Below are 24,781 nucleotides of genomic sequence, written 5' to 3'. Positions count from 1 at the left end.
GCCCGTAAGGCTCAATCCAGCGTCAGCGGCAACTCCACTCCGCCTTTTTCCGTTCGGACTGTCGCGCGGGCGGCGATGGCGCCCTCCAGCTTTCCTTCGCCGAGCTTCAGCGCGAAGCCGCCCTCTCCATCGGCGACGCTGTCGATGATGAAGGGCTCCGGCGCCTCGATGAAGACATCCGCCGCTTTCCCCGGCCCGAGATAGCGCAGCGTCCATGCGCCGGCGCCGGCGCGCGCGACCGCGATGAATTTCCCGGCCTCGCTCGCGGCGATCCGGCGCGGAACCAAAATCTCCGCCGCCGCCAGCGTCTCCGCGAAGGGGGAGGAGCCCGTTGTCGGCGGAGCGAGGGAGAGCTTCGCTTTGACCGGCAGGCAGATTTGCGCGCAGGCGGCGTAATCCAGCGCGAGCTTCACCACCACGCGCTCGCCCGCCTTCCCGGGCGTCACCCGCAATGGGAAGATCAGGCTCTCGTCATAGCCGGCGACCGTCATGCCGGCCTCGGCGATATGTTTGGGCGCGGGATAGAGCGTCTCCACGGCGGCGACATTCTCCGACCCCGAGAAATCGAGAACGGGCGGCGCGCCGGCGTCGCCGGGACTGCGCCAATAGGTGACGGTCCCCGGATCGAGCGTGATCTCGAGGCCGAGGCGATAGACGCCGCCATCGGGCGCGCCGGCCGAGAGAAGGCGCGCGCCCGAATGGGCGCCGCGGGCGACGGGCGATGCGAAGTCCTGGTCCTGCGCGGCCGCGGGCGCGGCGAGAAGAGCGAGGGCGAGCGCCGCCGCCGTGGAATTTCGAATGGGCATCAGGAGTCCTCGGGGCGCCCCCCGCGCCGGTTTTCGCTACGTAGAACGGCGCTTGTTATGCGTTGGCGCCGCGCGTAGTATGACCCTATGAGCCCGGTCGGCAAGAAACAAGGCCTCGAGAGAGCGGCCGTCCGCGCAGCCCGGCGGTCGGCGGGGTCGCGCGTCGCCGGCTCTTCCGCCCCGATCATCCGCCCCGAGGCGGGCCCCGAGATGGGCGCGGGCTCCAAATCCTCCGGCAGGCGCTATCTCGACGGGCAGATGCTGGTGGCGATGCCCGGCATGGTCGATCAGCGCTTCGCCCGCTCGGTCGTCTATCTCTGCGCCCATTCGGAAGACGGCGCCATGGGCATTGTCGTCAACCAGCCCTCGCAGGTCCGCAATTTCCCCGATCTTCTGGTGCAGTTGCAGATCATCGCGCCGCAGGAGCGCATCAGCCTGCCCAAGGAGACCGAGACCATTCAAGTGCTGCAAGGCGGGCCGGTGCAGACCGACCGCGGCTTCGTGCTGCATTCCTCGGATTTCTTCATCGACAATTCGACGCTGCCGATCGACGACGGCGTGTCCTTGACCGCCACCATCGACATTCTGCGCGCCATCGCCGCCGGCGAGGGGCCCGATCGAGCGCTGCTGGCGTTGGGCTACGCCGGCTGGGACCCCGGCCAGCTCGAGAACGAGATTCAGCACAATGGCTGGCTCAACTGCCCGGCCGATCCGTCCATCTTGTTCGACACCGATCTCGAGTCGAAATACGCGCGCGCCCTGCGCCTCATCGGCATCGATCTGGCGCGGCTGTCGTCCGCCGCGGGACATGCGTGAAAATCAGCGACTAGCGAATAGAAATAGCGTCATTATTCGCTACTCGCTCCGTTTCACTCCGCCTCCTGAATCGTCGCCGCGCCCACTTCCGTCTTCGGCGTGCGCTTGAAGGTGGATTTGCGGCCGCGCATCGTCTGTAAAATCTTCGCGCCATTGGAGAAGGCGAGATAGATCATCAGCGGCGGCACAGAGACCATCGTCTTCACATAATCGTTCAGCGAGCCGCGCTTCAGCGCCAGATAAGGCAGAAGCGTGAAGCCGAGCACGACGACCAGCGTCTCGAGGAAGATGAACTCCAGCACCGGCAGATAGGGCGCCAGAGAGCCGCGCAGGATCACGCCGAGCAGCAGGCAGATGAGGCCGATCGCCGCCGTCGGGAAGAATATCTGATGCACGATCAGCACGATCGCCGCGACGCGGCGGGTCAATGACCAGGGCGCGTTCCACAGCGGCAGAACGGTCTTCTGCGCCACTTGCACGAAGCCGTTGGACCAGCGGCGCTGCTGGCGGCGATAGTCGCGCAGCCCCTCCGGCACCTGGCCGGGAATTGGCGGCTCGGAGACGAAGATGCCGTGCCAGCCGCCGAGCGCCGCGCGCACGGTGAGGTCCAAATCCTCGCACAACGAGTAATCGGACCAGCCGCCGACCGCCTCGATCGTCTGGCGGCGCCAGATTCCGCCGGTGCCGTTGAATTGGAACAGCCAGCCGGCGAGCGCGCGCGTGCGCTGCTCGACCAGGAAATGGCCGTCCTGCACGAGACCTTGCGCCCGCGTCAGCCAATTCTTGCGATAATTGGAGAATTCGCAGCGCGATTGCACGAAGCCGGCGCGATCGTCCTTCACCAGCAGCGGCACGGTGCGGCGCAGCCAATCGGCCGGCGGGCGGAAATCGGCGTCCAGCATGGCGATATAGGGCGCGTCGAAGAGCTTCAGCCCCTCGGCGCAGGCGCCGGCCTTGAAGCCGGAGCGATCGGCGCGGCGCACATGATGAATGTCGACGCCCTTGGCGCGCAATTCGATCGCCACGGCCTCGGCGCGCTGCGGCGTCTCGTCGGTCGAATCGTCGAGCAGCTGAATATGCAGCCGGTCCCTGGGCCAATCGAGCTCGGCGACGCAGCGCAGCGCCTGCTCCGTCACCTCGGCTTCGTTGAAGACGGGGATTTGCAGCAGCACATGCGGCAGCTCATCCTCGGGCAAAGCGACGGCCTCGGGATCGCGTGCGCCGCGCAATTGATCGAAGAGGAAGCGGGCGATGATGGCGACGAAGCCCGCGCCGATCGAAATCATGATCAGCGCCGCGGCGAGCCAGACGCTATCGACGAGAAATTGCAGAAGAGCGAGGATCAAGCGGTTTTATCCTTCTTCCTTCGCGACCTGCGGCTCCATTTCGGCGGCCGTCTCGCCGCAGGAGCGCGTGTCGATCGTCGTCTTGGCCCAGACGACCTTGGTGGCCGTCCAGGCGTGCAGCCACACGGCGAACATCAACGCCTCGCGCGCCAGGAAAATCGCCGGCGCCGCCCAGGTTACTTTCCATCCCTTGGCGAAGGAAAGCAGCGTCTCCGAGCTTAGCCACAAACAAAAAGTGACGGTCAAGGCCGTCGTGGGGGCGACGCCGACGAGCGGGGAGCCGATCGCCGCCGCCGCGAAGGCGGGCAGCGCCTGGCAGAAGGGCTCCGCCAGGAAGGAGAGAATCTCGTCGTCGCGGCGCACCACGCTCCAGCGCAATTGCCGATTGTAGACGTCGCGGAGATCGCGCTCGCCCAATTCCTGGCGCACCAGCCGATGCGAGAAGACGGTGCGGAGCTTGATGCGGCCGAGCGCCTTGGCGGTGGCGTTGTCCTCGCCGACCGTATGGGCGATCGCGGCGAAGCCGCCGGCGCGCAAAAAGTCGCTGCGGCGAAACAGCATGATCTTGCCGACGCCGAAGCCGCCGCCGAGCGCGGAGGCGGCGAACAACATGCGCTGATGCGGCCCGTTCATGATCGCCGCCTCGACGAGGGCGCCGAAATTCTCCGGCCGCGCGGCATAGGGGATCGCGCAGACCATGCCGACGCCGGGCTTCAAATGGCGCATCGTCTCGGAAAGGTCGTCCGGCTCCAGCACGATGTTGGAGTCCTTCATGAAGATCACATCGTTGCGCGCCGCGTTGAAGGGCGCGAAGAGATTGTCGACCTTGGGACTCGCGGCGAAACGCGCCGTGGAGTGGAGAATGCGCGACTCGATCTGTGGATGGCGCGCGAAAATGTCGCGCATCGCCGCAATGGCGGGCGACTCCGTCTCCGTCGCCGAGGCCAGCGCCTCCAATTGTGGATAAGTCTGCGCGAGAGCGGATTCTTGAGCGCGCTCGAAGCCCTGGTCCAGCATTTTCACCGGCAGGACCAGGGAGACGGGCGGCTGCTCCCGGCTGCTCCCGCGCATGGCGACGAGCCAGGGATGAATGAGCGCCGCCGTCACCGAGAGGAGCAGCAGCAAGGCGGAGCAGGCCCAGAACACAGCCGACAGAACGACGAGCGAATACAGGATGCTGTCGATCACGGCGTCTCCCGTTCGTGGGTCTGAGGCACAGCCACTTCGAAGAGCCGCATGGCCGAATCGACGGCGCGGGGCGGCAGCATCGCAAACAGCTTCATCGCATAATAGACGAAGAGCGGAAAGGCGATCACCGCGGCGCGCTTGTCGAGGCCGCGCATGATGATCTCTGCCGCCTTCTCGTCGCTCACCTTTCCGGCCTGCCACGCGCGCAGCTTGTCGGTCATCGGCGTCGCCACGAAGCCGGGGACGATCAGGCTCACATGCACGCCATGCGGGGCGAGGGCGCCGCGCAGCGAATCGGCATAGAGATGAACCGCCGCCTTGCTGGCGCAATAGGCCGGCGAATAGGGCAGGCCGCGCAGCCCCGCCATGGAGCCGACGACGGCGATCTGCCCGCGTTTGCGCGCCGTCATCGCCTCTATGGCCGGCTCCACCGTGTTGAACACGCCGAGCACATTGATGGACAGCGTGCCGCGCACGGCCTCCGGGTCCTCGGCGATCTGGCCCGGCGAAAGGCCGGTGGAGATTCCGGCGTTGGCGATGACGAGATCGAGCGGGTCGCGCGTGTCCGCCTCGGCGATGCGCGCCGCCATGCCGGGCCGATCGCGCACATCGGCGATCGTGACTTCCGCCTCGGCGCCCTTGGCGCGGCAGTCGGCCGCGACCGCCTCCAGCCGCGCGGCGTCGCGGCCGAAGAGGGCGAGGTTGCGCCCCTCCTGCGCATAGCGCAGCGCCAGCGCGCGGCCGATGCCGCTCGACGCGCCGGTGACGAGAATGCGTCTCGCCCCGCGCATCACGGGCGGAACTTTCGCGGCGCCGTCATCAGCGCCTCGCCGACGAGCGCCGGCGCGCGTGTCGCGCCATAGGCCAGAAGTCGCAAGAAAACGCCCTCCTCGGGGGATGATCGCAGCACGCGGCCCGACAATGTGACCTCTTCGCCGCGCAGCACCGGCTGCACGAATTTGGCGGAGAGCCGCGCCAGAAACAAATCGCGCCGCCAGGCGCAGAGCAGCGGCTCGAAGGCCGCGAGAAGCTTCATGCCATGGACGGGTGGCGCGGGGAAGCCGATGGCGTGGGCGAGATCATCGTCGAGATGCAGCGGATTGGCGTCGCCGGAGGCCGCCGCATAGGCTTGGAGCGCGGCGGCGTCGAAGGGGCCGATCCGCCAGTCGGGCGTTCGTTCGCCGATCGCCGGCAGGCGCGCGCCGCTCACGCGAGGCACGCGGGGCGCGGCACGATGCGCAAAAGCGTCTCGGCGTGCAGGCGCGGCTCGCCGCCGATCGTCGTGACGCTGGCGTTGACGGAAAGACGCGGCGGCTCCGCCTCCTGGCGGACGGAGACGGTCAAGGCGTAGCTCTCGTCGACGCGCAGCGGAGCGAAATAATGGAAGCTCTGCGACTCGTGCACGGGAACGACATCGGCGTCGCCGAGACGCGCGCGGATCGCCGAGTCGATCTCGGGCGCCGCCATCCACACCGCCGGAAAAGCGACGGGCACGATCTTCTCCAGCGTATCGGGGAACCCGGTCTCGCGGCGATAGCGCATCACGCGCTCTTCATCCGCGCAGACGGGCAGCGGGCCGATCCGCGTCTCGCCGCTCTCGGGCGCGCCGGCCATCTAGGCCTCCCCCGCGAGCGCGCGCACGATCAGCACGGCGTTGATCCCGCCGAAGGCGAAGGAATTGGACATGGCCGTGCGAATCTCGACGCGGCGCGCCTCATTGGGCACGGCGTCGATCGGGCAGCGCGGATCGAAATCGAGGAAATTGATCGTCGGCGGCGCGATCTGCTCCTGCAGAGCGCGGATCGTCAGGGCGAGCTCGAGGCCCGCGCTGGCGCCCAGCGCATGGCCGTGGATTGGCTTGGTCGAGGAGACCGGCAGACGTCCCGCGCGCTCGCCGAACACGCGGCCGATGGCGGCCGCCTCGGTGATGTCGTTCGCATGGGTCGCTGTGCCATGGGCGTTGAGATAGTCGATCGCCTCCGGGCCGAGGCCGGCGTCGGCGAGGGCGGCCTCCATCGCGCCGGTCATTCCCTCAATGTCGGGGCGCACGAAATCCTTGGCGTCGCTCGTCGTGCCATAGCCGGCGAGCTCGCAGAGCGGCGCATGGCCGCGCTTTTGCGCCGATTCCAGCGTCTCCAGCACGAAGACCGCGGCGCCTTCGCCGAGCGTCATGCCGTTGCGGCCGGTGGAGAAGGGACGGCAGAAATCCGGCGTCATCACGCGCAGCCCTTCCCAGGCGCGAATGGTGCCGTTGATGACGCAGGCCTCGGCCCCGCCGACGATGGCGCGGTCCATGAGGCCGAAGCGGATCATCTGCGCGGCGAGCCCCACCGCCTGGCTCGCCGAGGAGCAGGCGCTGCCGAGCGCGAATGTGGGGCCATGGGCCGAATAGCGCATTCCGAGCGTCGTCGGCGCGGCGCTCGGAATGAGGCGCGGCACGCTGAACGGATCGGGGCGGATGCGCTCCTGATAGTAATGGCGCAAGCCATGGTCGATCGTCGTCATCCCGCCGATGCCGGAGCCGATGATGACGCCGACGCGCGGGCCGGAGAGCTCCTCGCGCGCGAAGCCGGCCTGGGCGACGGCTTCGTCGGAGGCGACCAGCGTGAATTGCGTGAACGGATCGCAGAAGGTCAGAAGCGCCTTCTCGAGATATTTCGACGGGTCGAAATCCGGAACCTGCGCGGCGATTTTTATGCGGCCGTCATAAGGATATTCGGTCACCAGGGGGCGGACTTGCGACACTCCGTCTCTGGCCGCCGTCCACAGCGCCGCGGTTCCGACGCCGGCCGCCGAGACCGTCCCCATTCCCGAAATAACGACCCGACGCTCGCCGACGCCTGCGGACGAAGCGGCCATATTATTGGTTCTCTCGCTCTTTCAGCACATATTCCGCGATGGCGTCGATGAGGCCCTCGACATTCTTGGCGTCCTGCAATGCGCCGTCCATCGGGATATAGACGTTGAACTTTTCCTCGAGGGCGGTGAGGATCATGACGATATCGACGGATTTGAGGCCGAGGCTCTCGATCGTCGCATCGGGCGTGACCTTGGTCCGGTCGATCATGCCTTCCTTGGCGATGACCTCGACGATCTCTTCGACGAGCTTGGCCTTATCCTGCGGATCTTCAGCCACGTCCACCTCCGTTCAGGGTCCAATCAGCTAGTCGGGCCGCCCCCCGGGGGCGGGCGGCGCTCCGGTTCTCGTTAAGGCGCCCGGAAGCGAAAATAAAGCCCGGCGCGGGCGAAGGCTGCGGATATGGGTGGCGGCGCGCGGCGCTTCATGCAAGAAGACGCCCCGCAACCCCGTCATTGTTCGAGGCTCGCTCATGAGTTTGCAAGATGCGCCGCTGGCTGGCGTTTTTCCACCGGGAACCGAGGAGGGCTGGCGCAAAATCGTCGATCGGGCGCTGAAGGGCGGGTCCTTCGACCGGCTGCTGTCCAAGACCTACGACGGGGTCGAGATATCCCCGCTCTACCAGCGCGCGACCGCGCCGGGCCCGCGCGCGCTGCGCGCCGCGGCCGGCCGCTGGTCCATTCTGGCGCGGGTCGATCTTTCCGACATCGACGCGGCCAACGCCTCGGCGCTCGGCGATCTCGAGGGCGGCGCCGACGGCTTGCACATCGTCTTCGCCGGCGCCCAGGGCGCCTATGGGACGGGCCTTTGCGACGATGGCGAGGACGCGCTCGCCCATGTCTTCGACAAAATCCGCTTCGACTACGGAATTCCCGCGCTTGTGGAGTTTTCCCCGCGTGCGCCGAAAGCGGTGGATACGCTGCTGCGCCTGCTCGACCGCGCCCATATAGAGCCGAGCATCACGCGCCTCTCCTTCGGGCTCGATCCGCTCGGCGCGAAGGCGCTGCACGGCTTTTCCCCCGCGCCTTGGGGCGAGGAGAGCAAATCCTTCGCGGCGCGTGTAAGGAGCCTCGCCGCCGCCGGCTATCGTTTCGGGACCGTCGCCGCCGACGCCCGCGTGATCCACGCCGCCGGCGGAACCGAGGCGCAGGAGCTCGGCTTCGCGCTCGCCGCCGCGCTCGCCTATCTGCGCGCGCTCGAGGAGGGCGGCCTGCCGCTCGAGGAGGCGCGCGCGCTCATCGCCTTCCGCCTCGCGGCGGACGCCGATGAATTCGTCACCATCGCCAAATTCCGCGCGCTGCGGCGGCTGTTCGCCCGTGTGGAGGAGGCTTGCGGCCTCGCGCCGGCGCCGATCTTCGTCCATGCCGAGACGGCCTGGCGGATGATGACGCGGCGCGATCCCTGGACCAATCTTCTGCGCGCCACGCTCGCCTCTTTCGGCGCGGCGATCGGCGGCGCCGACGCCGTCACCGTCCTGCCCTTTACCCAGGCGCTCGGCGCGCCGGATGATTTCGCCCGCCGCCTCGCCCGCGACACGCAGCTGGTGCTGCAGGACGAGTCCCACATCGATGCGGTCGACGATCCGGCGAGCGGCTCCGGCGGCATGGAGGCGCTGACCGAGGCGCTCTGCGAGCGCGGCTGGGCCGAGTTCCAGAGCCTCGAGGCCGAGGGCGGCCTCGCCGCGGCGCTCGACAAGGGCTCCTTCCAGGGCCGCGTCGCCGAGACCGCCGGCAAGCGCGCGCAGAATGTCGCGCGCTCGCGCGACAAGATCACCGGCTGCAATGCGTTTCCCGATATAGGCGAGGCGCCGGTCGCCGCGCTCGCGCCCTTCGACGCCTCGCTCGCCGAGGCGCTCGCGCCCGCCGGCGCGCTGCGATCGCCGCCGCTGCGTCCGCGCCGTCTCGCCGAGCCTTTCGAGGCGCTGCGCGACCGTTCCGACGCCGCGCTCGCCGAGAAGGGCGCGCGGCCGCGGATTTTCCTCGCCAATCTCGGCGCCGTGGCGGCGTTCACGGCGCGCGCCAATTTCGCCAAGAATTTCTTCGAGGCCGGCGGCATAGAGGCCGTCTTCGGCGAAGAGGGCGCAGATGTCGCGGCGGCCTTGCGCGCGAGCGGCGCGACGCTCGCCTGCATCTGCTCCTCCGACGCGATCTATGCGGAAAAAGCAGAGCAGGCGGCGCGCGATCTCGCCGCCGCCGGCGCGCGGGTCTATCTCGCCGGTCGGCCGGGAGAGCTCGAAGCGGCGCTGCGCGCGGCCGGCGTTGCAGAATTTATTTACGCCGGCGGCGATATGTTCGACACATTGCAGCGTGCTTTCGCGGAGGCGGGGTGATGCGTCGGCTGGGGATTTTCGTATTGGGCGCGATGATGGCGATCGGCGCCGCGCAGGCGGCTCCGCGCGAATCGGCGAGCGCCGCGCCGGAGGCCGGCCGCTATGACGGCGCCTGGGTGTTCGAGGCGCGCACGACGGTCGGCTCCTGCCCGGGGCTGCTGCCCGATCAAATCGAGATTCGCGGCGATCTCCTCGTCGGCACGCAGGCCGGCGCCGCGGCGCTGGCGGCCGGGCGCATGGCGCATTGGGGCTATGTGGAGGGCGATGGCGCGATCATGACGCGCTTCACCACGCAGGACGGCCGCGTGGCGCGCGCCCATGGCCATTTGCGCGGCAACGCCGGGCAGGGGGCGTGGTCCTCCTCCACCGACAAATGCGGCGGCGCCTGGCGCGCCCATCGCGGCGGAGCGCAACGCGCGGGGAGATGATCTTTCGGCGCAGTCCGTCGTCTCGCGCCGCGCAGCCGGAAATGTCCGGCGACGCGCTTTCCGAAAATCGCATCGCGACGTCCGGCGCGCGGCAAACGCCTCGCGAGACCTTCGATCGCGTCGCGCGCCGCATCGTTTCGAAAGCTTTCTTTCGATCTCGACCGACGAGACGAACAAGGATGATCTCGACCGCCGCCTTCGCGGCGACGCCATGTTTTTCTGGGCGCGCGGCATCGTGTCGAGGCGACGCGCTCTGCTGGACAGCGCCCATGTGGGCGTGAGATAAACGCCAGCCTTCAGCTTCGGAGCAATGGTGGCCTATGCCCAAGATTGTCGACTGCGTCATCGGGTTCAATGAAATCGACATGCTCATGCTGCGGGTCGCCGAACTGACCAATGTCGTCGATTCATTCGTCGTCGTCGAATCTTGCAAGACGCACACCGGCGCGGACAAGCCGATATTGCTCGCCGATGCGGTCTCCGAGCTTCGAGGCGCCGGCTACGACATCGTGCATTACGTCATCGACGACATGCCCGGCGCCTTCGGCAATGCGCCGGAGCTCGGATGGATCGTCGAGAATTTGCAGCGCAATTGCATTCTGCGCCCGCTTTCCACGATGGGGCTCGGCGACGACGCCATCATCATCGTGTCGGACATAGACGAGATACCCCGTCCCGAATGCGTCGCGGAGCTGCCGGCGCTGCTCGACAATCCTCGCAACATCGCCATTTTCGAAATGGCGATGAAAAAATATTTCGTGAACAACAACTCCAATTGTCATTACAACAACACGCCTTGGCTGGGATCCGTTGCTTGCCGCTACGGCTTGCTGAAATTCATCATGCCGCAAGGCGCGCGGATGGGAGATCCGATCAGCCCGCGCGGCGCTTGCATCAATCTCGGCTACGACCGGGAACTCTATTCCTACGAGCGGCGCGTGCCGAACGGCGGCTGGCATTTTTCCAGCATGGGCGGCATGGAGGCGCTCGCGCTGAAAATGCAATCGATCGTCGAGCGCACGCGCGCCAACACCGAGGCCGTCGCGAAGCCGACGCGATTCGGCAAGCACAATCACCACAGCTTCCGCGAGGCGAACGCCGATGTCGTCTCCAAATTCCTGGTCGAGCATACGCCCGAGCTGACCCATGTGCGCGCGCCGACATTGAAGGATGTCGCCGAGCTCGACATTCCCGACGCGCTGAAAAAATCGCCGCGCCAATTCGACTTTCTGTTCTATTTCGCCGACGCCATCGACGACGCGACGAGCGCTGTCGACGAATTGCCGCCGATCGAGCAGCTGCCGTTTCCGGGGTCGTTGCGGAATTATGCGCCGAACGCGGTCGAGCGGCTGCGGTCGCATATGAACCTCGCCGGCAAGAATGTGCTGCTGGTCGGCTATTCGGAGGCGCAGGCGCAGTCTTTGATGGCGCAGGAGAACATCGGCTCGGCGAAGCGCTTGGCCTTGTGGGAGGACCATATCGACGCCTATGGATCGGGGTTCCCCGTGATCATCGGCGACATATGCGGCAAGACGTCATTCGACGACGACACATTCGATGCGGTTGTTTTCATGTCCGTATGGGAGCATCTGTACGACATAGAGAGCGCATGTCGAGAATCCGCGCGCATCACGAAGAATGGCGGCCTCGTCTTCTCCGAGTTCGGACCTCTCTGGACAGGCGCGACTGGGCATCACCTCTACCTCGACGGCGGCAATCCCGCTCTGGATTTCACGCTGCGGCAGCTCCCGAGCCACATGCATCTGCTCTACGATCGCGAGACGATCGCACGCTATCTTTCGGATCATCGCGGCATACACAGCGACCATGCCGGCCGGGCCGTGGAATTCATCTTCGACTCCGATAACATCAATCGCGCGCCCGCATCGGCCTATTTCGACGCCGTGCGCGATCTGCGGCCGATCGCGACAGAGAATTACGTGTCGCCGGTGCGGCCGGATATTCTTCGACATCTGCGTGCGCGATGGCCGCAATACGATCGATTCGAAATAGACGGAGGCGCTTGGCTCTTTGCTGTCGACAAGACGGGCGAAAGCATGGGGAGAACCGACGCTGCGGCGTCCGGGACGTCGATCGACGCCGCCCGCGCCGGCGAAGCTATCGCGACGCTACCCGTCACGCGAGAGACAGGCGACCGAAAGATGAACGAAAACACTTATGACTTGAAGCCCGTGCGGACGCTTCACACGCTGGAGGCGGATCGCTGGCTCGGTCGTCCGGGCTGCGCATTCTGGTGCGAATGGGATCACCAGGGCGAAACGCCGAGGAGCTTCGCCTGGATCGTCGAAGACCTGGAGCGACAAAACTGGCGGCGTTTCATCGCGCCGGGCAGCACGGTCGTCGACGTCGGCGGCCATTCCGGCGACACCGCCGTGCCGATGGGGCTCTTCGCTTATGATCGGGAGGGCGATCGGCGGGGCAAGGTCATCGTCGTCGAGCCGAATCCCGAAGTTTTGAAAGTGATGACCATCAATCTCGCGATGAACCCCCACATCGCCGATTTCAAGATCATGCCCTGCGCGATCACCGAGCGCGATGTCGACGAGATCGAGCTCTCCGATCACGGCAATGCGCATTGCAATGGCGGAGTCATCGAGAATACGCATTATTCGGACGAATGCACGGGCAAGATCGCAGCCGCCTCCGTCAACCGCTATAAGGCGCGCGGCGTGACGCTGCCGACTCTTCTGAGGGAATGTGGCGTCGAGGATTTTTCGACGGTTTCCTTCATCAAGACCGATTGCGAAGGCTACGATAAGGACATCCTTCGCGGCAGCGCCGAATTCATTCGCGCCTACCAACCGAATCTGTTCGTCGAATGGTTCGCTTGGTTCTCTCCCGAGGACGATGCGGATTTGTTCCAGGCCGTCGATGAGATCGGCTATGTCGCCTATGATCCGACGACTTTGGCGCCGGCGCGGCTGGACCACCGGATTTCGGATATTTTGTGCTTGCCGAAGGGCCGGGCGCCGAGCCCGTAGCGTCGATGCGCCGACTGCGAACGTGATCCGAGATCCAAAAGGACGAATTTATGACTGCGATGCGAGATAGACTTGTCGGCGCTCTTCACTATGGTGCGGATCCATTCGCCGGCTTCCCGGAAGGAGCTTATGAGACGGACTCCCAGGGCTGGCGTTCGGAGCATCCGTATCTGAGCGAAACGATCGAGATGGCGCGTCCTTCGCTGATCGTGGAGGTCGGCGTGTGGAAAGGCGGCTCGACCATTTACATGGCCGATAAAGCAAAATCTCTAGGCCTGGATTGCGCTATCGTATCCGTCGACACCTTTCTCGGGGCGTGGGAGCATTGGATAATCGAGCAATGGCGCGACAGTCTGAAGCAGAAATATGGATACCCCTCTTTATACTATACCTTTGCCGCCAATGTCATCGCTCGTGGCGTCGCTGATTATGTCGTTCCCCTTCCTATCGATTCCAATAACGCCGCCGAAGTCATGAGACATTACGGCTTCTCCCCGGACATCGTCCATATCGACGCGGGGCACGACCGAAAAGCTGTCCTCTCCGATCTCGAATTATGGTGGAAGCTGCTGGCTCCGGGCGGATATATCATCGGGGATGACTACGATCCGAATATGCAGGTTTGGCCCGAGGTGGCCATGGCGTTCCACGAATTTTTCGGAACCGACCGCATCGAAAATTTCGACGGCAAGTGCCGGATTCGCAAGATGGTCGGCAAATTGTGAGGATTCGGGCGGCGTAGCGAGCGCGCGGCGAACGGCGCTGTAAAGTCGAATCGACGAGGGCCGGGACGCTGAAACGTTCCGGCTCCGCACGCCTCGGTTCCGGTCCTCGCCGAACGCCGGCGGCCTCTTCGGCGACAGGGTCGCGCTCCTTCAGCGGAAGAAAAAGGCTCGGTTCAACCAAGCGACGCCTGCGAAACCCGCGAGGCCGAGCGCGGCGACGATCGTCGCCGCTCGCGCGCGCGTCATCGTCGGATCGCGCAACAGCAGGACGCGGCCGACGAAGCTCGTCGCAAAGCCTGCGGCGACCAGGGTCGCGACCCATATCGAGATCAGCACGCCGAGCCCGCAGCCGGGTTCGCTCGGATGGTCGAAGAGCGGCCGCGCCAAAAACGCGGTGACGGCGAGCCAGAGGATCGATACGGCGGCGAGCGACCGCCATCCGCGCGTCGCGAGCGTCGAGGCGAATGGAATGAGATAGAATGCGATCGGGAGCAGGATCATGAGCGCCTGCTCCGAGCGCATCCCGCTCAATACTCGTCCGCGCCGAACACCGGCGGCAGCTGCGATCCGCGCGCGGCCTGACGCGAGGCGACCGGCGTCGGCCCAGGGGCGGATTGCTGCGGGATGGAGGCGGTGAGGCCGAGCCCGTCGCGCTGATAAATATCCTCGCGGAACTGCATCACCCCGTCGGGCGTCGCCCAGGCGGTGACATAGACCCAATAGACCGGCACGGCGGGGGATATTTTCACGTCTATGCGCTCGCCGGAGCGGATCGCCTCGTCGATATGGTCGCGATCCCAGCCGGGCGTCTCCTTCAGCAGCCAGGCGACATAGTCGCGCACATTCTGCAGGCGGATGCAGCCGGAGGAGACGAAGCGGAAGTCGTCGCCGAAAATGCCCTTGGCCGGCGTGTCGTGCATATAGACGCCGTAAGGATTCGCGATGTCGATGCGCACCACGCCGAGCGAGTTGAAATCGCCGCCCGTGTCCTGGCGGAATTTGTAGTTCAGCGCCTCGAGCGAGTTCCAATTGATCTGCTGCGGGGGGAGCTCGACGCCGTCCTTATTGTAGACGCGGATGTGATTGTCGGCGAGATAATTGGGATCGGCCTGCATCTTGGGGATCAGATCCTTGCGGATGACGGAGGCGGGCACGGTCCAGAAGGGGTTGAAATTGACCTGGATCGCCTTGGTCTGCATCACCGGCGACTGGCGGTCGATCTTGCCGACGCCGGCGGTGTGATGGGTGACGACGGCGCCGTTCTCGACCGTCTCCACCGTGGCGGCGGGGATGTTGGCCGTCACATAGCGATTGCCGAGATCGCGCGAGAAGCTGCGCAGGCGCACGAGATTGGTCTCGAGCTGGCGCAGGCGCAGCTCGGCGGAGACGTTGAGCGCGGCGAAGGTCTGCGTCGAGACGACGCCGGTGGCGTTGACGCCGTGGCGCGCCTGGAAGCGGCGCACCGCGGCTTCGACGTAAGAGTCGAAGACCGGGCTCACGCCGGCCTCGGCGCCGATGTCGCCGGAGACGATGAGACGCCGGCGCAGCGCCGAGACGGCCGGGCTGTTGGAGCCGAGCCGCAGCTGCTGGCCGGCCGGCACCATGGGCCAGCCGCCGCGCGCGGCGATCTCCTGAAGCTGGGCGATGGCCGCCTCCGTCGCGGCGACCGTCTGCGTCGAGAGGATGGGGGTCGTCGAGCGCGAGACGGTGAGCCGGGGATCGGCGTCATAGCGCTGCGCCCATTCGGCCTGGCCGTCATAGGCGTCGCCCGCGGCGATGGCCGCGGGGGCGGCGGCTCCGGCGAGCGCGATCATGCTCAACGAAAAGACGGACTTCGAAAACTTACGCAAGGGGAAGCTCCAATCCGACTGCGCCCTCACGAGGGGCGGGCCGCGGTCGCGCGGCGTCGATAGATTTGCGATTCTTTCGTTAAAAAGGCGCGAATAGTCCGGCGTTTTTGTGACGCGCCGCGAAAATCGACGAATGCTCGACACGCGCCCCGCGCATGACGTAACGAGAAGGCGATTTTTCACGTATGAGCAGGGTGGACGTTTGGGAGCGCGAAACCCCGAGGAGGAATGGGCCGTGCTGATGCGCGCCGCCATAGCGGGCGATACGGGCGCCTATGAGAGGCTGCTCCTCTCGCTGACGCCGGCGCTGCGCGGAATCGCGCGGCGCAATTGCGCGCGCCTCGGCCTCGATGTCGGCGAGGCGGAGGATGTGGTGCAGGAGACCCTGCTCGCCATTCACTTGAAGCGCGACACTTGGGATATGGCGCGGCCGATCGGTCCCTGGATCATGACCATAGCGCGCAACAAGCTCGTCGACGCGCGCCGCCGGCGCGGCGCCAAGGCGGCGCTGCCGATCGACGACGCTTTCGATCTCGCGGCGCCCGAGGCGGCGGACGATGGGATCGACCGGCAGGATATCGACCGTATGCTCGGCGAGCTCGGCGAACGCCCGCGCGAGCTGGTGCGGTTTCTGTCGATCGAGGGACATTCGGTGAAGGAGGCGGCCGAGCGCTATCGTATGAGCGAGGGCGCGGTGCGCGTGGCGCTGCATCGGGCGATCAGGAGCCTGGCGGCGCTCTATCGGAGAGGCGGGAGATGAAAACGCAAGAGCTGATCGGCGCTCTGGTCGCGGACCATGCGCCGTCGCGTTTTCGCTTCGCGCAGATTTTCGCGTCGTCGCTCGCGGCGGCGGGGCTCGTCGCGGCGCTGCTGTTCGTCGCTTTCATCGGCGTCCGGCCGGACATCGGCGCCGCCGTCCACGAGCCGCGCTTTTTGGCGAAATTCGCGGTGACGCTCACTTTGCTGGCGACCGCCGGCGGCCTGTTGCGGCGGCTCGCCGCGCCGGGTGTCGAGGCCGGCGCGTGGCGCTTCGCGCCTCTGCTCGCGCTCGCCGCTCTCGGCGTCGCCGTGGCGCTCGAGCTCGTCGCCGCGCCGGCGGAGAGTTGGGACGCGCGGCTCGTCGGACACAACGCCGCCATCTGCCTGATGGCGATCCCGCTCATCGCGGCGGGCCCGCTCGCCATTCTCCTCTTCGCCTTGCGGCGCGGCGCGCCCAGCCGGCCGGCGCTGGCCGGCGCGGTGGCCGGCCTCGTCGCCGGCGCGCTGGCGGCGAGCTTCTACGCGGCCCATTGCACGGACGACAGCCCGCTCTTCGTCGCCGTGTGGTATTCGCTGGCGGTCGGCTTCGTCGCGCTCGCCGGCTCGGCGCTCGGCGCGCGATTGTTGCGATGGTGAGCGCGAGCGAGCCGCTTCGCGTCGATGTGGCGCTGTGCGAGCGCGGCTTTTTCGAGAGCCGCGCCAAGGCGCAGGAGGCGATCCTCGCGGGCCTCGTCGAGGTGGGAGGCCGCAAAATCGCCAAGCCGTCGCAGCTCGTTCCGCCGGACGCCGAGATCGTGGCGCGGGCGCCGCACCCTTACGTCTCCCGTGGCGGCGTCAAGCTCGCCCATGCGCTCGCGGCTTTCGGCGTCCATGCGCAGGATCGCTATTGCCTCGATGTCGGCGCTTCGACCGGCGGCTTCACCGACGCGCTGCTGCGCGCCGGCGCGCGCCATGTCGTCGCGGTGGACGTCGGCCATGATCAATTGCACGAGAGATTGCGCGCCGATGCGCGCGTCACCTCGCTGGAGGGACAGGATGCGCGCGCTCTGACGCGGGAGCATCTGGCCGAGGCGCCGTCGCTGATCGTGATCGACGCCAGCTTCATCTCGCTGGCGCTGGTGCTGCCTCCGGTGCTGCCGCTCGCGGCCGGCGGCGCGGAGCTGCTCGCTCTGGTCAAGCCGCAATTCGAGGCCGGCCGCAAGGCGGCAAAGAAGGGCGTCGTGCGCGACGAGGCCATTCATGCGCAAGTCTGCGCGCGCATTTCCGCGGAGGTCGAGACATTGGCCTGGCGTGTGCTCGGCGTCATCGCCTCGCCGATCGAGGGCGGCGACGGCAATCGCGAATTTCTCCTCCATGCGCGGCGGGACGGATGTTGCAAAGATTGACCATCGAACGTCTCGGCCATAAGGGCGAGGGCGTCGCCCGCATGGAGGAGGGGCTCGTCTTCGCCGCTTTCGCTTTGCCCGGCGAGACCGTCCTCGCCGAGGTGGAGGGCGAGCGCGCCCGTGTCGTCGATATTCTCGAGCCCTCGCCGGATCGCATCGAGCCTTTCTGCCCACATTACGGCGTTTGCGGCGGCTGCGCCGTGCAGACCTTGGCCGCGCCCGCCTATGCGCAATGGAAGCGCGGCCTCGCCGAGACGGCGCTGCGCAACGCCGGGCTCGACTGGCCGGTCGAACCGCTGATCGACGCCCATGGCGCCGGGCGTCGGCGCGTGACCTTCCATGCTCGTTATGAGAGGGGCGTTGCGCATGTCGGCTTCATGCGCGCGCGCTCGCATGATCTCGTCGAAATCGACGTCTGCCCCTTGCTCGAGCCGCGCCTCGTCGGCGCGCCGGCGGCGGCGCGCGCTCTGGCGCAGGCGCTCGCCTTGCGCGGCAAGCCGCTCGACATAGCGGCGACGGCGGCGACGGGCGGGCTCGATATCGACATTCGCGGCGCCGGCGCGCTCGAGGAGCGCGAGACTCTGGCGCTGCTGGAGCTCGCCGAAAGCCTCGATCTCGCCCGTCTCGCCAATCATGGGCGGCTGGTGACGCTGCGCCTGCCGCCCGGCGTGATGATCGGCAATATCCAGGTCTTTCCGCCGCCGGGCGCCTTTCTCCAGGCGACCGCGGAGGGCGAGGCCGCTATCGCCCGCCTCGTCGCGAAGGGCGTAGGCGACAAGGCCAAGAATGTGGCCGATCTCTTCTGCGGCGTCGGTGCCTTCGCGCTGCGGCTCGCCGCGCAGGCGCGCGTGACGGCGATCGATTCGGATGTGGCCGCGGTGGAGGCGCTGGACCGCGCCGCCCGCACGGCGCGGGGGCTGCGGCCGATATCGGCGCAGGCGCGCGATCTCTTCCGCCGTCCGCTCGATGTTCAAGAGCTGAACGCTTTCGACGCCGTCGTCTTCGATCCGCCCCGCGCCGGCGCCATGGCGCAGGCGCAGGCGCTGGCGGCGTCGACCGTGCGCCGCATCGTCGCCGTCTCCTGCGATCCGCAGAGCTTCGCCCGCGACGCCGCAATTCTGAGCAAAGGCGGCTATGCCGCGAAATTCATCACGCCGATCGATCAATTTCGGCATTCGCCGCATCTCGAGCTGGTCGCTCTCTTCGAGCGCGCGGCGGAAGCGGCGCCGCGCCGGCGGCTGCTGTCGCGCTGACGCGGCGGGCGGGGAGCGATCCGCTACGTAGGTCTACTTATGGCGAAACGTCGCGCAAATCTTACATTCTCTCGATGCGTTTCATGTGACAAAGGCGAATTTTCAAATAAGCCTTTCGCGGCGCAGCGGGGAATTGTCTTGCCAGCCCCGCCGAGTTGGGCATAGGATTTGCGTCCATGTCCAGCGTGGGCGCCGGCTCCCCCCCTAGGGGCCGGCTCGAATCTGGAAGGAGATGGTCACATGAATGCGCTTCTCGCCGCAACATTGTGCAGTATCATCCTCGGCGGACTTCCTGTCGCCGCCGCCGCTTACGTGCGGGTCCGCCGCAGCGATGAAGCGCATCGTCGCCGCCATTGGTAATCGAGGTGATCTTCGCTGACCGCCGTCGAAAAAGGACGCGATGACACGGGGCTGCTCGATCGCCTGAGCACGATCGTGGGAACCGCCGGCGTCATCGTCGACCCCGGCGATATGGCGGCCTATCTCCGCGAGCCGCGCGAGGCGTTCTTCGGACGCGCTCCTTGCGTCGTCAAGCCGCGAAGCGCCCGCGAGGTCGCTTCCGTTCTCGCCCTCTGCAATGAGGCCGGCGTCGGCGTCGTTCCGCAGGGCGGCAATACAGGCCTCGTCGGCGGCCAGACGCCCGACGAAAGCGGCGCGCAGATCGTGCTGTCGCTGCAAAAGCTCGACAAGATTCGCGAGATCGATCCTGCTTCCGACACGATGACGGTCGAGGCCGGCGCCATTCTCGCCAATGTCCAGGCCGCCGCGGAAGCCGTCGGCCGCTACTTTCCTCTTTCGCTCGCCGCCGAAGGCAGCTGCACCATAGGCGGCAATCTCGCCACCAATGCCGGCGGCGTGCATGTGATCGCCTATGGCGCGACGCGCGATCTCGCGCTCGGGCTCGAGGTGGCGCTCGCCGACGGGCGGCTGCTGTCCGGCCTCTCCAAGCTGCGCAAGGACAATACGGGCTATGACCTCGCCCATTTGTTCATCGGCTCGGAGGGAACGCTCGGAATCATCACCGCCGCGACGCTGAAGCTCTTCCCCTTGCCAAGGTCACGCGCCACCGCTTTCGTCGGCCTTGCCGATCCGCGCGCGGCTTTGAAGCTGCTGACGCTCGCCAAGGCGCGCGCCGGCTCGGCGCTGGTCGCCTTCGAGCTGATTCCGCGCATCGGCGTCGAATTCACGACGCGCCATATCGCCGGGGTTCGCGATCCGCTCGCCGGCGCGCATGGCTGGTATGTGCTGATGGAGTTGGCCTCGCCCGCCGAGAGCGGCGTCGAGGATCAGCTGACCGAATTGCTCGGCGAGGCGATGGAGCAGGGCATAGCCGAGGACGCCGCCCTCGCCGCGACGCTGGAGCAGCGCGCCGGCCTATGGAAGCTGCGCGAGACGATGCCGGAGGCGCAAAAGCCCGAGGGCGTCTCGATCAAGCATGACGTCTCCGTGCCGCTCGAGTCGATTCCCGATTTTCTCGCGGAGGCGAGCGCCCTCGTCGCCGTCCATGCGCCGGGCGCGCGGCCGACGCCCTTCGGCCATATGGGCGACGGCAATATTCACTACAACATCTCGCAGCCCGAAGGCGCCGATCGCGTCGTCTTTCTCGCCCGCCGCGAGGAGATCAACGCGCTCGTCCATGGGCTGGTGACGAAATATGCGGGCTCGGTCTCCGCCGAGCATGGAATCGGCGCGCTCAAGCGCGATCTTTTGCGAAAAGTGAAGGACCCTGTGGCGCTCGAGCTGATGCGCGCGATCAAATCCGCGCTCGACCCGAAGGGCATCCTCAATCCGGGGAAGCTTCTGTAGGCGTGCGAGCTTGGCGCTTGCGGCGCTTTTGCGCGGGCGCGGCGCGGTCGGCGGCGCCGCCTTCGAAGCCCACGAGAATCTCGTAATCATCGGCCGCTTGCGCGCCGAGATAGGGCACCGACAAAGGCTCCGAGATCACGCGGAACTCGCCGCGCGCGGCGCCCGCGGGCACGCTCGCGGTGACGTGATAGCTCTTGGAGGCGAGGATCGATTCGTCCTTCTGCCGCCGCGCGGCGATTTTCAGCGTGCCCGAGAAAGATCCAGGCTGGCCGGCGGGGCCGAGCACGGCCGCGCCCTCGACGCCGACCTTGATCAGAATCTGATCGCCGGAAACCGAGCATTCGCGCGCGAGATGCGACAGCGAGAGCTGATAGCGCACCGAGGAATTATCCGCCCCCGGCGGAACGCGCAGCGTGGCGGCGCCGGTGTCGACGAGAATCTCGGGGCAGTCGATCGCCGCGCCCGGCGCGGCCTGCGCGGGCCGATCGGATTTTTGCGGCTCCTTCTCGCCGCCGCCGAAGACGGAGAGAGGGTTTGGGAAGTCGAAAGCGCGGGCGCCGCTCGCCATCAGCGCGGAAATCGAGAGAATCGCGAAATAGCGCCGCATCATCCGTCCCGTGTCCATCGGCCTTTCACCCTTTGCTCCGCCGCCCCTCCCCAACCTCCCCCGCTGCGCGGGAGAGGGAGCGGATTCGGTGCGTCATCCGAGGCGCACGCCTTACCGCCATCACGGCAGTTTGGCGAATCCCTCCTTGAAGCCGGCCAGCGACAGCGGCAGGCCGACGCCTTCGTCGGGCGTGAGATAAATGACGAAAGTCGCCGTTTTTCCGTTCTTGAGCTGATCGACGAGCGCATCGTCCATCACCACATCGGCGACGCAGCCGGAGGGCAGGCAGCGCACGAAGCCGGTGTCGCCGATGCGCGTCTTGTCGATGGTGAGGCCGAGGCCTTTGATCAGCAAGACATTCAGCGGCGCGATGACGCGCAGCAGCCGGCTCTTGCCGTCGCTGGTCTTCAGCACGACGACGACGAGATTGACATTGGCCTTGTCCTCCGCCGCCACGCTCTGAATCAAAGCGCATTGCTCGGCGGCGGCGCCGGCCGGCGTCTCGCAGCGAATCTCCCAATCGCCATATTTGGACTTCACCGCGCCTTGCGCGGCGGCGGGCGACGCGGCCCCCCATGCTGCGATTGCGAAAAACAGCCCCGCGACCACATGTCGCAACCTCGCGAGCCGGAGAACGGCGGCGTGCGGCCTCATTTTCGCTCCATGTTTCTTTCGCTGCGGATTCCAATGGCCCTTAGGATCAAAAGCGGGCCGAAACGGGGCGTTACGAAAAAGTTACGAGGGTGAAGCTCTGCGTAGCAAATGGCCGCCCGCTGTCAAGCGGAAGGGCGCCGACGCCGCATTTTTGCGCAGGGCGCGATGGCGCGACTTTTTGTCAGGCACAGTGTGGCGCCGCAGCGATTGCGCGGCGCAGCCGTTTGTGGTTGAACCCGCGTGGGAATACCTGACGGGCTGGATTTGTGGCGGGTTCGGCTCGATCAAAACAACCGGATAACAAAATCATAACGACCTTGTTCCTGAGGTCCGAGAGGCGATCTTCATGCTCATCGGCAGACGACCCACACTCCGCCGCGCGGCTTTGACGGCCGGCGCCGTTTTTTCCCTCCTCCTGCTCGCGGGCGTGGCGTCCGCGGAGGTGTTGGGCCAGCCCACTCCGGGAGGCCTCGGTCTCCCGGCGACCGTGACGGAAGTCGGCGCCGAGACGCAATTTTTCTACAATGTCATTCTGCTTCCCATCATCAGCTTCATCGGTCTCTTCGTTCTCGGTCTTCTGATTTATGTCTGCTGGCGGTTCAACGAGCACGCCAATCCCGTTCCCTCCAAGCTCACCCATCACACCGGCCTCGAGGTCGTCTGGACGCTGGTTCCGGTGCTGATCCTGGTGTTCATCGCCATTCCCTCCTTCCGCCTGCTGGCGCATCAGGTGGAAATCCCCGAGCCGAAGGTGACGATCAAGGTCACCGGCAATCAGTGGTACTGGTCCTACGCCTATCCCGAGGATCAGGGCGGCGGCTTCTCCTTCGACCAGTTCATGAAGACCGACGCCGATCTGAAGCCGGAGAATGGCGACGTGCGCCTGCTCTCGGTGGACAATGAGGCGGTGGTGCCGGTCGGCGAGGTCATCAAGCTCCAGGTGGTCGCCTCGGACGTGATCCACTCCTACACGATTCCGGCCTTCACCGTCCGCATCGACGCGGTGCCCGGCCGCCTCAACGAGACCTGGTTCAAGGCCGAGAAGGAAGGCATTTTCTACGGCCAATGCTCGAAGATCTGCGGCAAGGATCATGCGTTCATGCCGGCCGCCATCCGCGTCGTCTCCAAGGAGAAATACGCCGAATGGCTGGTCGAGGCGAAGAAGAAGTTCGCCAAGGTCGACGACGGCCGCGTGCGCGTGGCCGCCGAGGCCGACGCGCGCTGACGCTTCGTCGCCGCGCGACATCTTTTCGCAAAGTCGAACCGAACAAACCGAGCATTCTTCGAGGATCACGACCATGGACGCCATCTCGACCGAGGCGGGGGCCCACCACGACCACCCCACCGGCCTGCGCCGCTATCTCTTCTCGACCAACCATAAAGACATCGGCACGCTCTATTTGATTCTCGCCGTCGTCGGCGGCCTCATCGGCTTTCTGATGTCGATGGCGATTCGCGCCGAGCTCGCGCATCCGGGCATTTCGGTGTTCCCGGGCATTTCCGCGCTGCTTCATGGCACTGATCCGACCAATATCGACGCGGCCAAAAATCTCTACAATGTGTTCATCACCGCCCATGGCGTGCTGATGATCTTCTTCTTCGTCATGCCGGCGCTGATGGGCGGCTTCGCCAATTGGTTCGTGCCGATCATGATCGGCGCGCCGGACATGGCCTTCCCGCGCCTCAACAACATCTCCTTCTGGCTGCTCGCCGTGGCGCTGGTGCTGGTGGTGCTGTCGACCTTCGCGGAGGGCGCTCCGGGCTCGCTCGGCTTCGGCGGCGGCTGGGTGTTCTATCCGCCTCTGTCGTCCAACACGGGCCATCCCGGGCCGGCGATGGATTATGTGATCCTGTCGCTGCATCTGGCCGGCGCCTCGTCGATCCTCGGCTCGATCAACTTCATCACCACCATCTTCAACATGCGCGCGCCGGGCATGACGCTGCACAAAATGCCGCTGTTCGCCTGGGGCATGCTGGTGACGGCCTTCCTGCTGGTGCTGACCTTGCCGGTGCTCGCCGGCGCCATCACCATGCTGCTGACGGACCGCAATTTCGGCACTACCTTCTATGATCCGGCCGGCGGCGGCGATCCGATCCTGTTCCAGCATCTGTTCTGGTTCTTCGGTCATCCGGAAGTCTATGTTCTGATCCTGCCGGCTTTCGGCATCATCAGCCACATCGTCTCCACCTTCTCGCGCAAGCCCGTGTTCGGCTATCTCGGCATGGCCTACGCCATGGTGTCGATCGGCTTCCTCGGCTGCATCGTGTGGGCGCACCACATGTATACGGTCGGCCTGTCGCTCAACGCGCAGCGCTATTTCGTCTTCGCCACAATGGTCATCGCGGTGCCGACCGGCATCAAGATCTTCTCCTGGATCGCGACCATGTGGGGCGGTTCGATCTCCTTCCGCGCGCCGATGTGGTGGGCGATCGGCTTCATCTTCGTGTTCACCCTCGGCGGCGTCACCGGCGTCGTGCTGGCCAACGCCTCCGCCGACCGCCAGTTGCACGAGACCTATTACGTCGTCGCGCATTTCCACTACACGATGTCGCTCGGCGCGGTGTTCGGCGTCTTCGCGGGCTTCTACTACTGGTTCCCGAAGATGACGGGCTACATGTACAACGAGACTCTGTCGAAGGCGCATTTCCTGCTGCTCTTCGTCGGCATCAATCTCGTCTTCTTCCCGCAGCACTTCCTCGGCCTCGCCGGAATGCCGCGCCGCTATATCGACTATCCGGACGCTTTCGCGCTGTGGAACTATTGGTCGTCGGTCGGCGCCGCCATCGCCGCGGTCAGCGTCCTGCTGTTCTTCTACACTGTGGCCGAGGCCTTCATGCGCAAGCGTGAGGCGGGCGCCAATCCCTGGGGCGTCGGCGCGACGACGCTCGAGTGGACGCTGCCCTCGCCGCCGCCCTTCCATCAGTTCGAGACCCTGCCGCGCATCACCGGCTCGGGCCACCACTGAGGCA

General features: G+C 66.2%; 24 protein-coding genes. 12 read left to right on the top strand and 12 right to left on the bottom strand.

Features of this window, described 5'->3' with window-relative positions; genetic code table 11:
* Nucleotides 1-11: 11 nt before the first annotated feature.
* Nucleotides 12-806: a protein-disulfide reductase DsbD domain-containing protein gene (locus tag C5689_RS09960; protein WP_108917125.1), complete on the bottom strand. Its 795-nt coding sequence runs from the start codon at nt 804-806 to the stop codon at nt 12-14.
* Nucleotides 807-1,016: 210 nt separating this feature from the next.
* Here C5689_RS09960 and C5689_RS09955 point away from each other — a divergent pair, with 210 nt between their 5' ends.
* Nucleotides 1,017-1,622, top strand: coding sequence for a YqgE/AlgH family protein (locus C5689_RS09955; protein ID WP_108917154.1), 606 nt, complete (start codon nt 1,017-1,019; stop codon nt 1,620-1,622).
* Between the two features lie 53 nt (nt 1,623-1,675).
* Here the strand turns inward: C5689_RS09955 and C5689_RS09950 are convergent, their stop codons facing one another.
* From C5689_RS09950 to C5689_RS09920, 7 genes are read right to left on the bottom strand one after another with little or no spacing between them, the layout of a single operon-like run.
* Complete coding sequence (locus tag C5689_RS09950; RefSeq protein ID WP_174800234.1) at nt 1,676-2,968, bottom strand: glycosyltransferase family 2 protein; 1,293 nt, start codon at nt 2,966-2,968, stop codon at nt 1,676-1,678.
* 6 nt (nt 2,969-2,974) lie between these two features.
* The gene (locus C5689_RS09945; RefSeq protein WP_108917124.1) at nt 2,975-4,156 is read right to left on the bottom strand and encodes a glycosyltransferase; all 1,182 of its coding nucleotides are present in this window, start codon (nt 4,154-4,156) and stop codon (nt 2,975-2,977) included.
* The gene (locus tag C5689_RS09940) at nt 4,153-4,947 is read right to left on the bottom strand and encodes an SDR family NAD(P)-dependent oxidoreductase (protein ID WP_167398706.1); all 795 of its coding nucleotides are present in this window, start codon (nt 4,945-4,947) and stop codon (nt 4,153-4,155) included. Before C5689_RS09940 ends, C5689_RS09945 begins: the two co-directional genes overlap by 4 nt.
* Nucleotides 4,947-5,366: a MaoC family dehydratase gene (locus C5689_RS09935; protein ID WP_108917122.1), complete on the bottom strand. Its 420-nt coding sequence runs from the start codon at nt 5,364-5,366 to the stop codon at nt 4,947-4,949. The genes C5689_RS09940 and C5689_RS09935 overlap by 1 nt, the downstream gene beginning before the upstream one ends.
* Nucleotides 5,363-5,770, bottom strand: coding sequence for a hypothetical protein (locus tag C5689_RS09930; RefSeq protein ID WP_108917121.1), 408 nt, complete (start codon nt 5,768-5,770; stop codon nt 5,363-5,365). The genes C5689_RS09935 and C5689_RS09930 overlap by 4 nt, the downstream gene beginning before the upstream one ends.
* A complete protein-coding gene (locus tag C5689_RS09925; RefSeq protein ID WP_108917120.1) occupies nt 5,771-7,015 on the bottom strand; it encodes a beta-ketoacyl-[acyl-carrier-protein] synthase family protein in 1,245 nt (414 codons plus the stop codon).
* A 1-nt stretch (nt 7,016) separates the two neighbouring features.
* Nucleotides 7,017-7,292, bottom strand: a complete 276-nt coding sequence (locus C5689_RS09920) for an acyl carrier protein (protein ID WP_108917152.1) — start codon at nt 7,290-7,292, stop codon at nt 7,017-7,019.
* 193 nt (nt 7,293-7,485) lie between these two features.
* Here C5689_RS09920 and C5689_RS09915 point away from each other — a divergent pair, with 193 nt between their 5' ends.
* The 4 genes from C5689_RS09915 (at nt 7,486) to C5689_RS09895 (ending at nt 13,497) form a co-directional block, all read left to right on the top strand.
* Nucleotides 7,486-9,342, top strand: coding sequence for a methylmalonyl-CoA mutase family protein (locus tag C5689_RS09915; RefSeq protein ID WP_108917119.1), 1,857 nt, complete (start codon nt 7,486-7,488; stop codon nt 9,340-9,342).
* Entirely contained in the window at nt 9,342-9,770 is a 429-nt protein-coding gene (locus C5689_RS09910) for a hypothetical protein (RefSeq protein ID WP_108917118.1), read from the top strand. Before C5689_RS09915 ends, C5689_RS09910 begins: the two co-directional genes overlap by 1 nt.
* 320 nt (nt 9,771-10,090) lie before the next feature.
* Nucleotides 10,091-12,772, top strand: a complete 2,682-nt coding sequence (locus C5689_RS09900; RefSeq protein ID WP_108917116.1) for an FkbM family methyltransferase — start codon at nt 10,091-10,093, stop codon at nt 12,770-12,772.
* Between the two features lie 50 nt (nt 12,773-12,822).
* Complete coding sequence (locus tag C5689_RS09895) at nt 12,823-13,497, top strand: class I SAM-dependent methyltransferase (RefSeq protein WP_108917115.1); 675 nt, start codon at nt 12,823-12,825, stop codon at nt 13,495-13,497.
* Nucleotides 13,498-13,647: 150 nt separating this feature from the next.
* Here C5689_RS09895 and C5689_RS09890 read toward each other — a convergent pair whose 3' ends face one another.
* Together C5689_RS09890 and C5689_RS09885 are read right to left on the bottom strand one after the other, a co-directional pair.
* Nucleotides 13,648-13,998 carry a hypothetical protein gene (locus C5689_RS09890; protein ID WP_146188369.1) on the bottom strand — a complete coding sequence of 117 codons (351 nt, stop codon included), beginning with the start codon at nt 13,996-13,998 and terminating at the stop codon, nt 13,648-13,650.
* 26 nt (nt 13,999-14,024) lie between these two features.
* The gene (locus C5689_RS09885; protein ID WP_167398708.1) at nt 14,025-15,311 is read right to left on the bottom strand and encodes a L,D-transpeptidase family protein; all 1,287 of its coding nucleotides are present in this window, start codon (nt 15,309-15,311) and stop codon (nt 14,025-14,027) included.
* A gap of 277 nt (nt 15,312-15,588) precedes the next feature.
* On the opposite strand from C5689_RS09885, the gene C5689_RS09880 reads away from it, so the two are divergent.
* The 5 genes from C5689_RS09880 (at nt 15,589) to C5689_RS09860 (ending at nt 20,550) form a co-directional block, all read left to right on the top strand.
* Entirely contained in the window at nt 15,589-16,107 is a 519-nt protein-coding gene (locus C5689_RS09880; protein ID WP_244594660.1) for a sigma-70 family RNA polymerase sigma factor, read from the top strand.
* A complete protein-coding gene (locus tag C5689_RS09875; protein WP_108917112.1) occupies nt 16,104-16,742 on the top strand; it encodes an NrsF family protein in 639 nt (212 codons plus the stop codon). The genes C5689_RS09880 and C5689_RS09875 overlap by 4 nt, the downstream gene beginning before the upstream one ends.
* The gene (locus C5689_RS09870; RefSeq protein WP_108917111.1) at nt 16,736-17,491 is read left to right on the top strand and encodes a TlyA family RNA methyltransferase; all 756 of its coding nucleotides are present in this window, start codon (nt 16,736-16,738) and stop codon (nt 17,489-17,491) included. Before C5689_RS09875 ends, C5689_RS09870 begins: the two co-directional genes overlap by 7 nt.
* Nucleotides 17,476-18,744, top strand: coding sequence for a class I SAM-dependent RNA methyltransferase (locus C5689_RS09865; RefSeq protein WP_108917110.1), 1,269 nt, complete (start codon nt 17,476-17,478; stop codon nt 18,742-18,744). The genes C5689_RS09870 and C5689_RS09865 overlap by 16 nt, the downstream gene beginning before the upstream one ends.
* 435 nt (nt 18,745-19,179) lie before the next feature.
* Complete coding sequence (locus C5689_RS09860; protein ID WP_108917109.1) at nt 19,180-20,550, top strand: FAD-binding oxidoreductase; 1,371 nt, start codon at nt 19,180-19,182, stop codon at nt 20,548-20,550.
* Here the strand turns inward: C5689_RS09860 and C5689_RS09855 are convergent.
* Nucleotides 20,528-21,160, bottom strand: a complete 633-nt coding sequence (locus tag C5689_RS09855; protein ID WP_244594656.1) for a hypothetical protein — start codon at nt 21,158-21,160, stop codon at nt 20,528-20,530. The two genes, C5689_RS09860 and C5689_RS09855, sit on opposite strands and share 23 nt — an antisense overlap.
* Nucleotides 21,161-21,277: 117 nt before the next feature.
* The gene (locus C5689_RS09850; protein ID WP_108917107.1) at nt 21,278-21,811 is read right to left on the bottom strand and encodes an invasion associated locus B family protein; all 534 of its coding nucleotides are present in this window, start codon (nt 21,809-21,811) and stop codon (nt 21,278-21,280) included.
* A 346-nt stretch (nt 21,812-22,157) separates the two neighbouring features.
* On the opposite strand from C5689_RS09850, the gene coxB reads away from it, so the two are divergent.
* Together coxB and ctaD are read left to right on the top strand one after the other, a co-directional pair.
* On the top strand, nt 22,158-23,036 hold the full coding sequence (gene coxB / locus C5689_RS09845) for a cytochrome c oxidase subunit II (protein ID WP_108917106.1): 879 nt from the start codon (nt 22,158-22,160) through the stop codon (nt 23,034-23,036).
* A gap of 73 nt (nt 23,037-23,109) precedes the next feature.
* On the top strand, nt 23,110-24,777 hold the full coding sequence (gene ctaD / locus C5689_RS09840) for a cytochrome c oxidase subunit I (RefSeq protein WP_108917105.1): 1,668 nt from the start codon (nt 23,110-23,112) through the stop codon (nt 24,775-24,777).
* Nucleotides 24,778-24,781: the final 4 nt, after the last annotated feature.

The organism is Methylosinus sporium (genome assembly GCF_003113265.1).
Lineage (GTDB): Bacteria > Pseudomonadota > Alphaproteobacteria > Rhizobiales > Beijerinckiaceae > Methylosinus > Methylosinus sporium.
The sequence above is the reverse complement of the archived record's forward strand: the minus strand, read 5'-3'. Positions and strand labels throughout refer to the sequence as shown.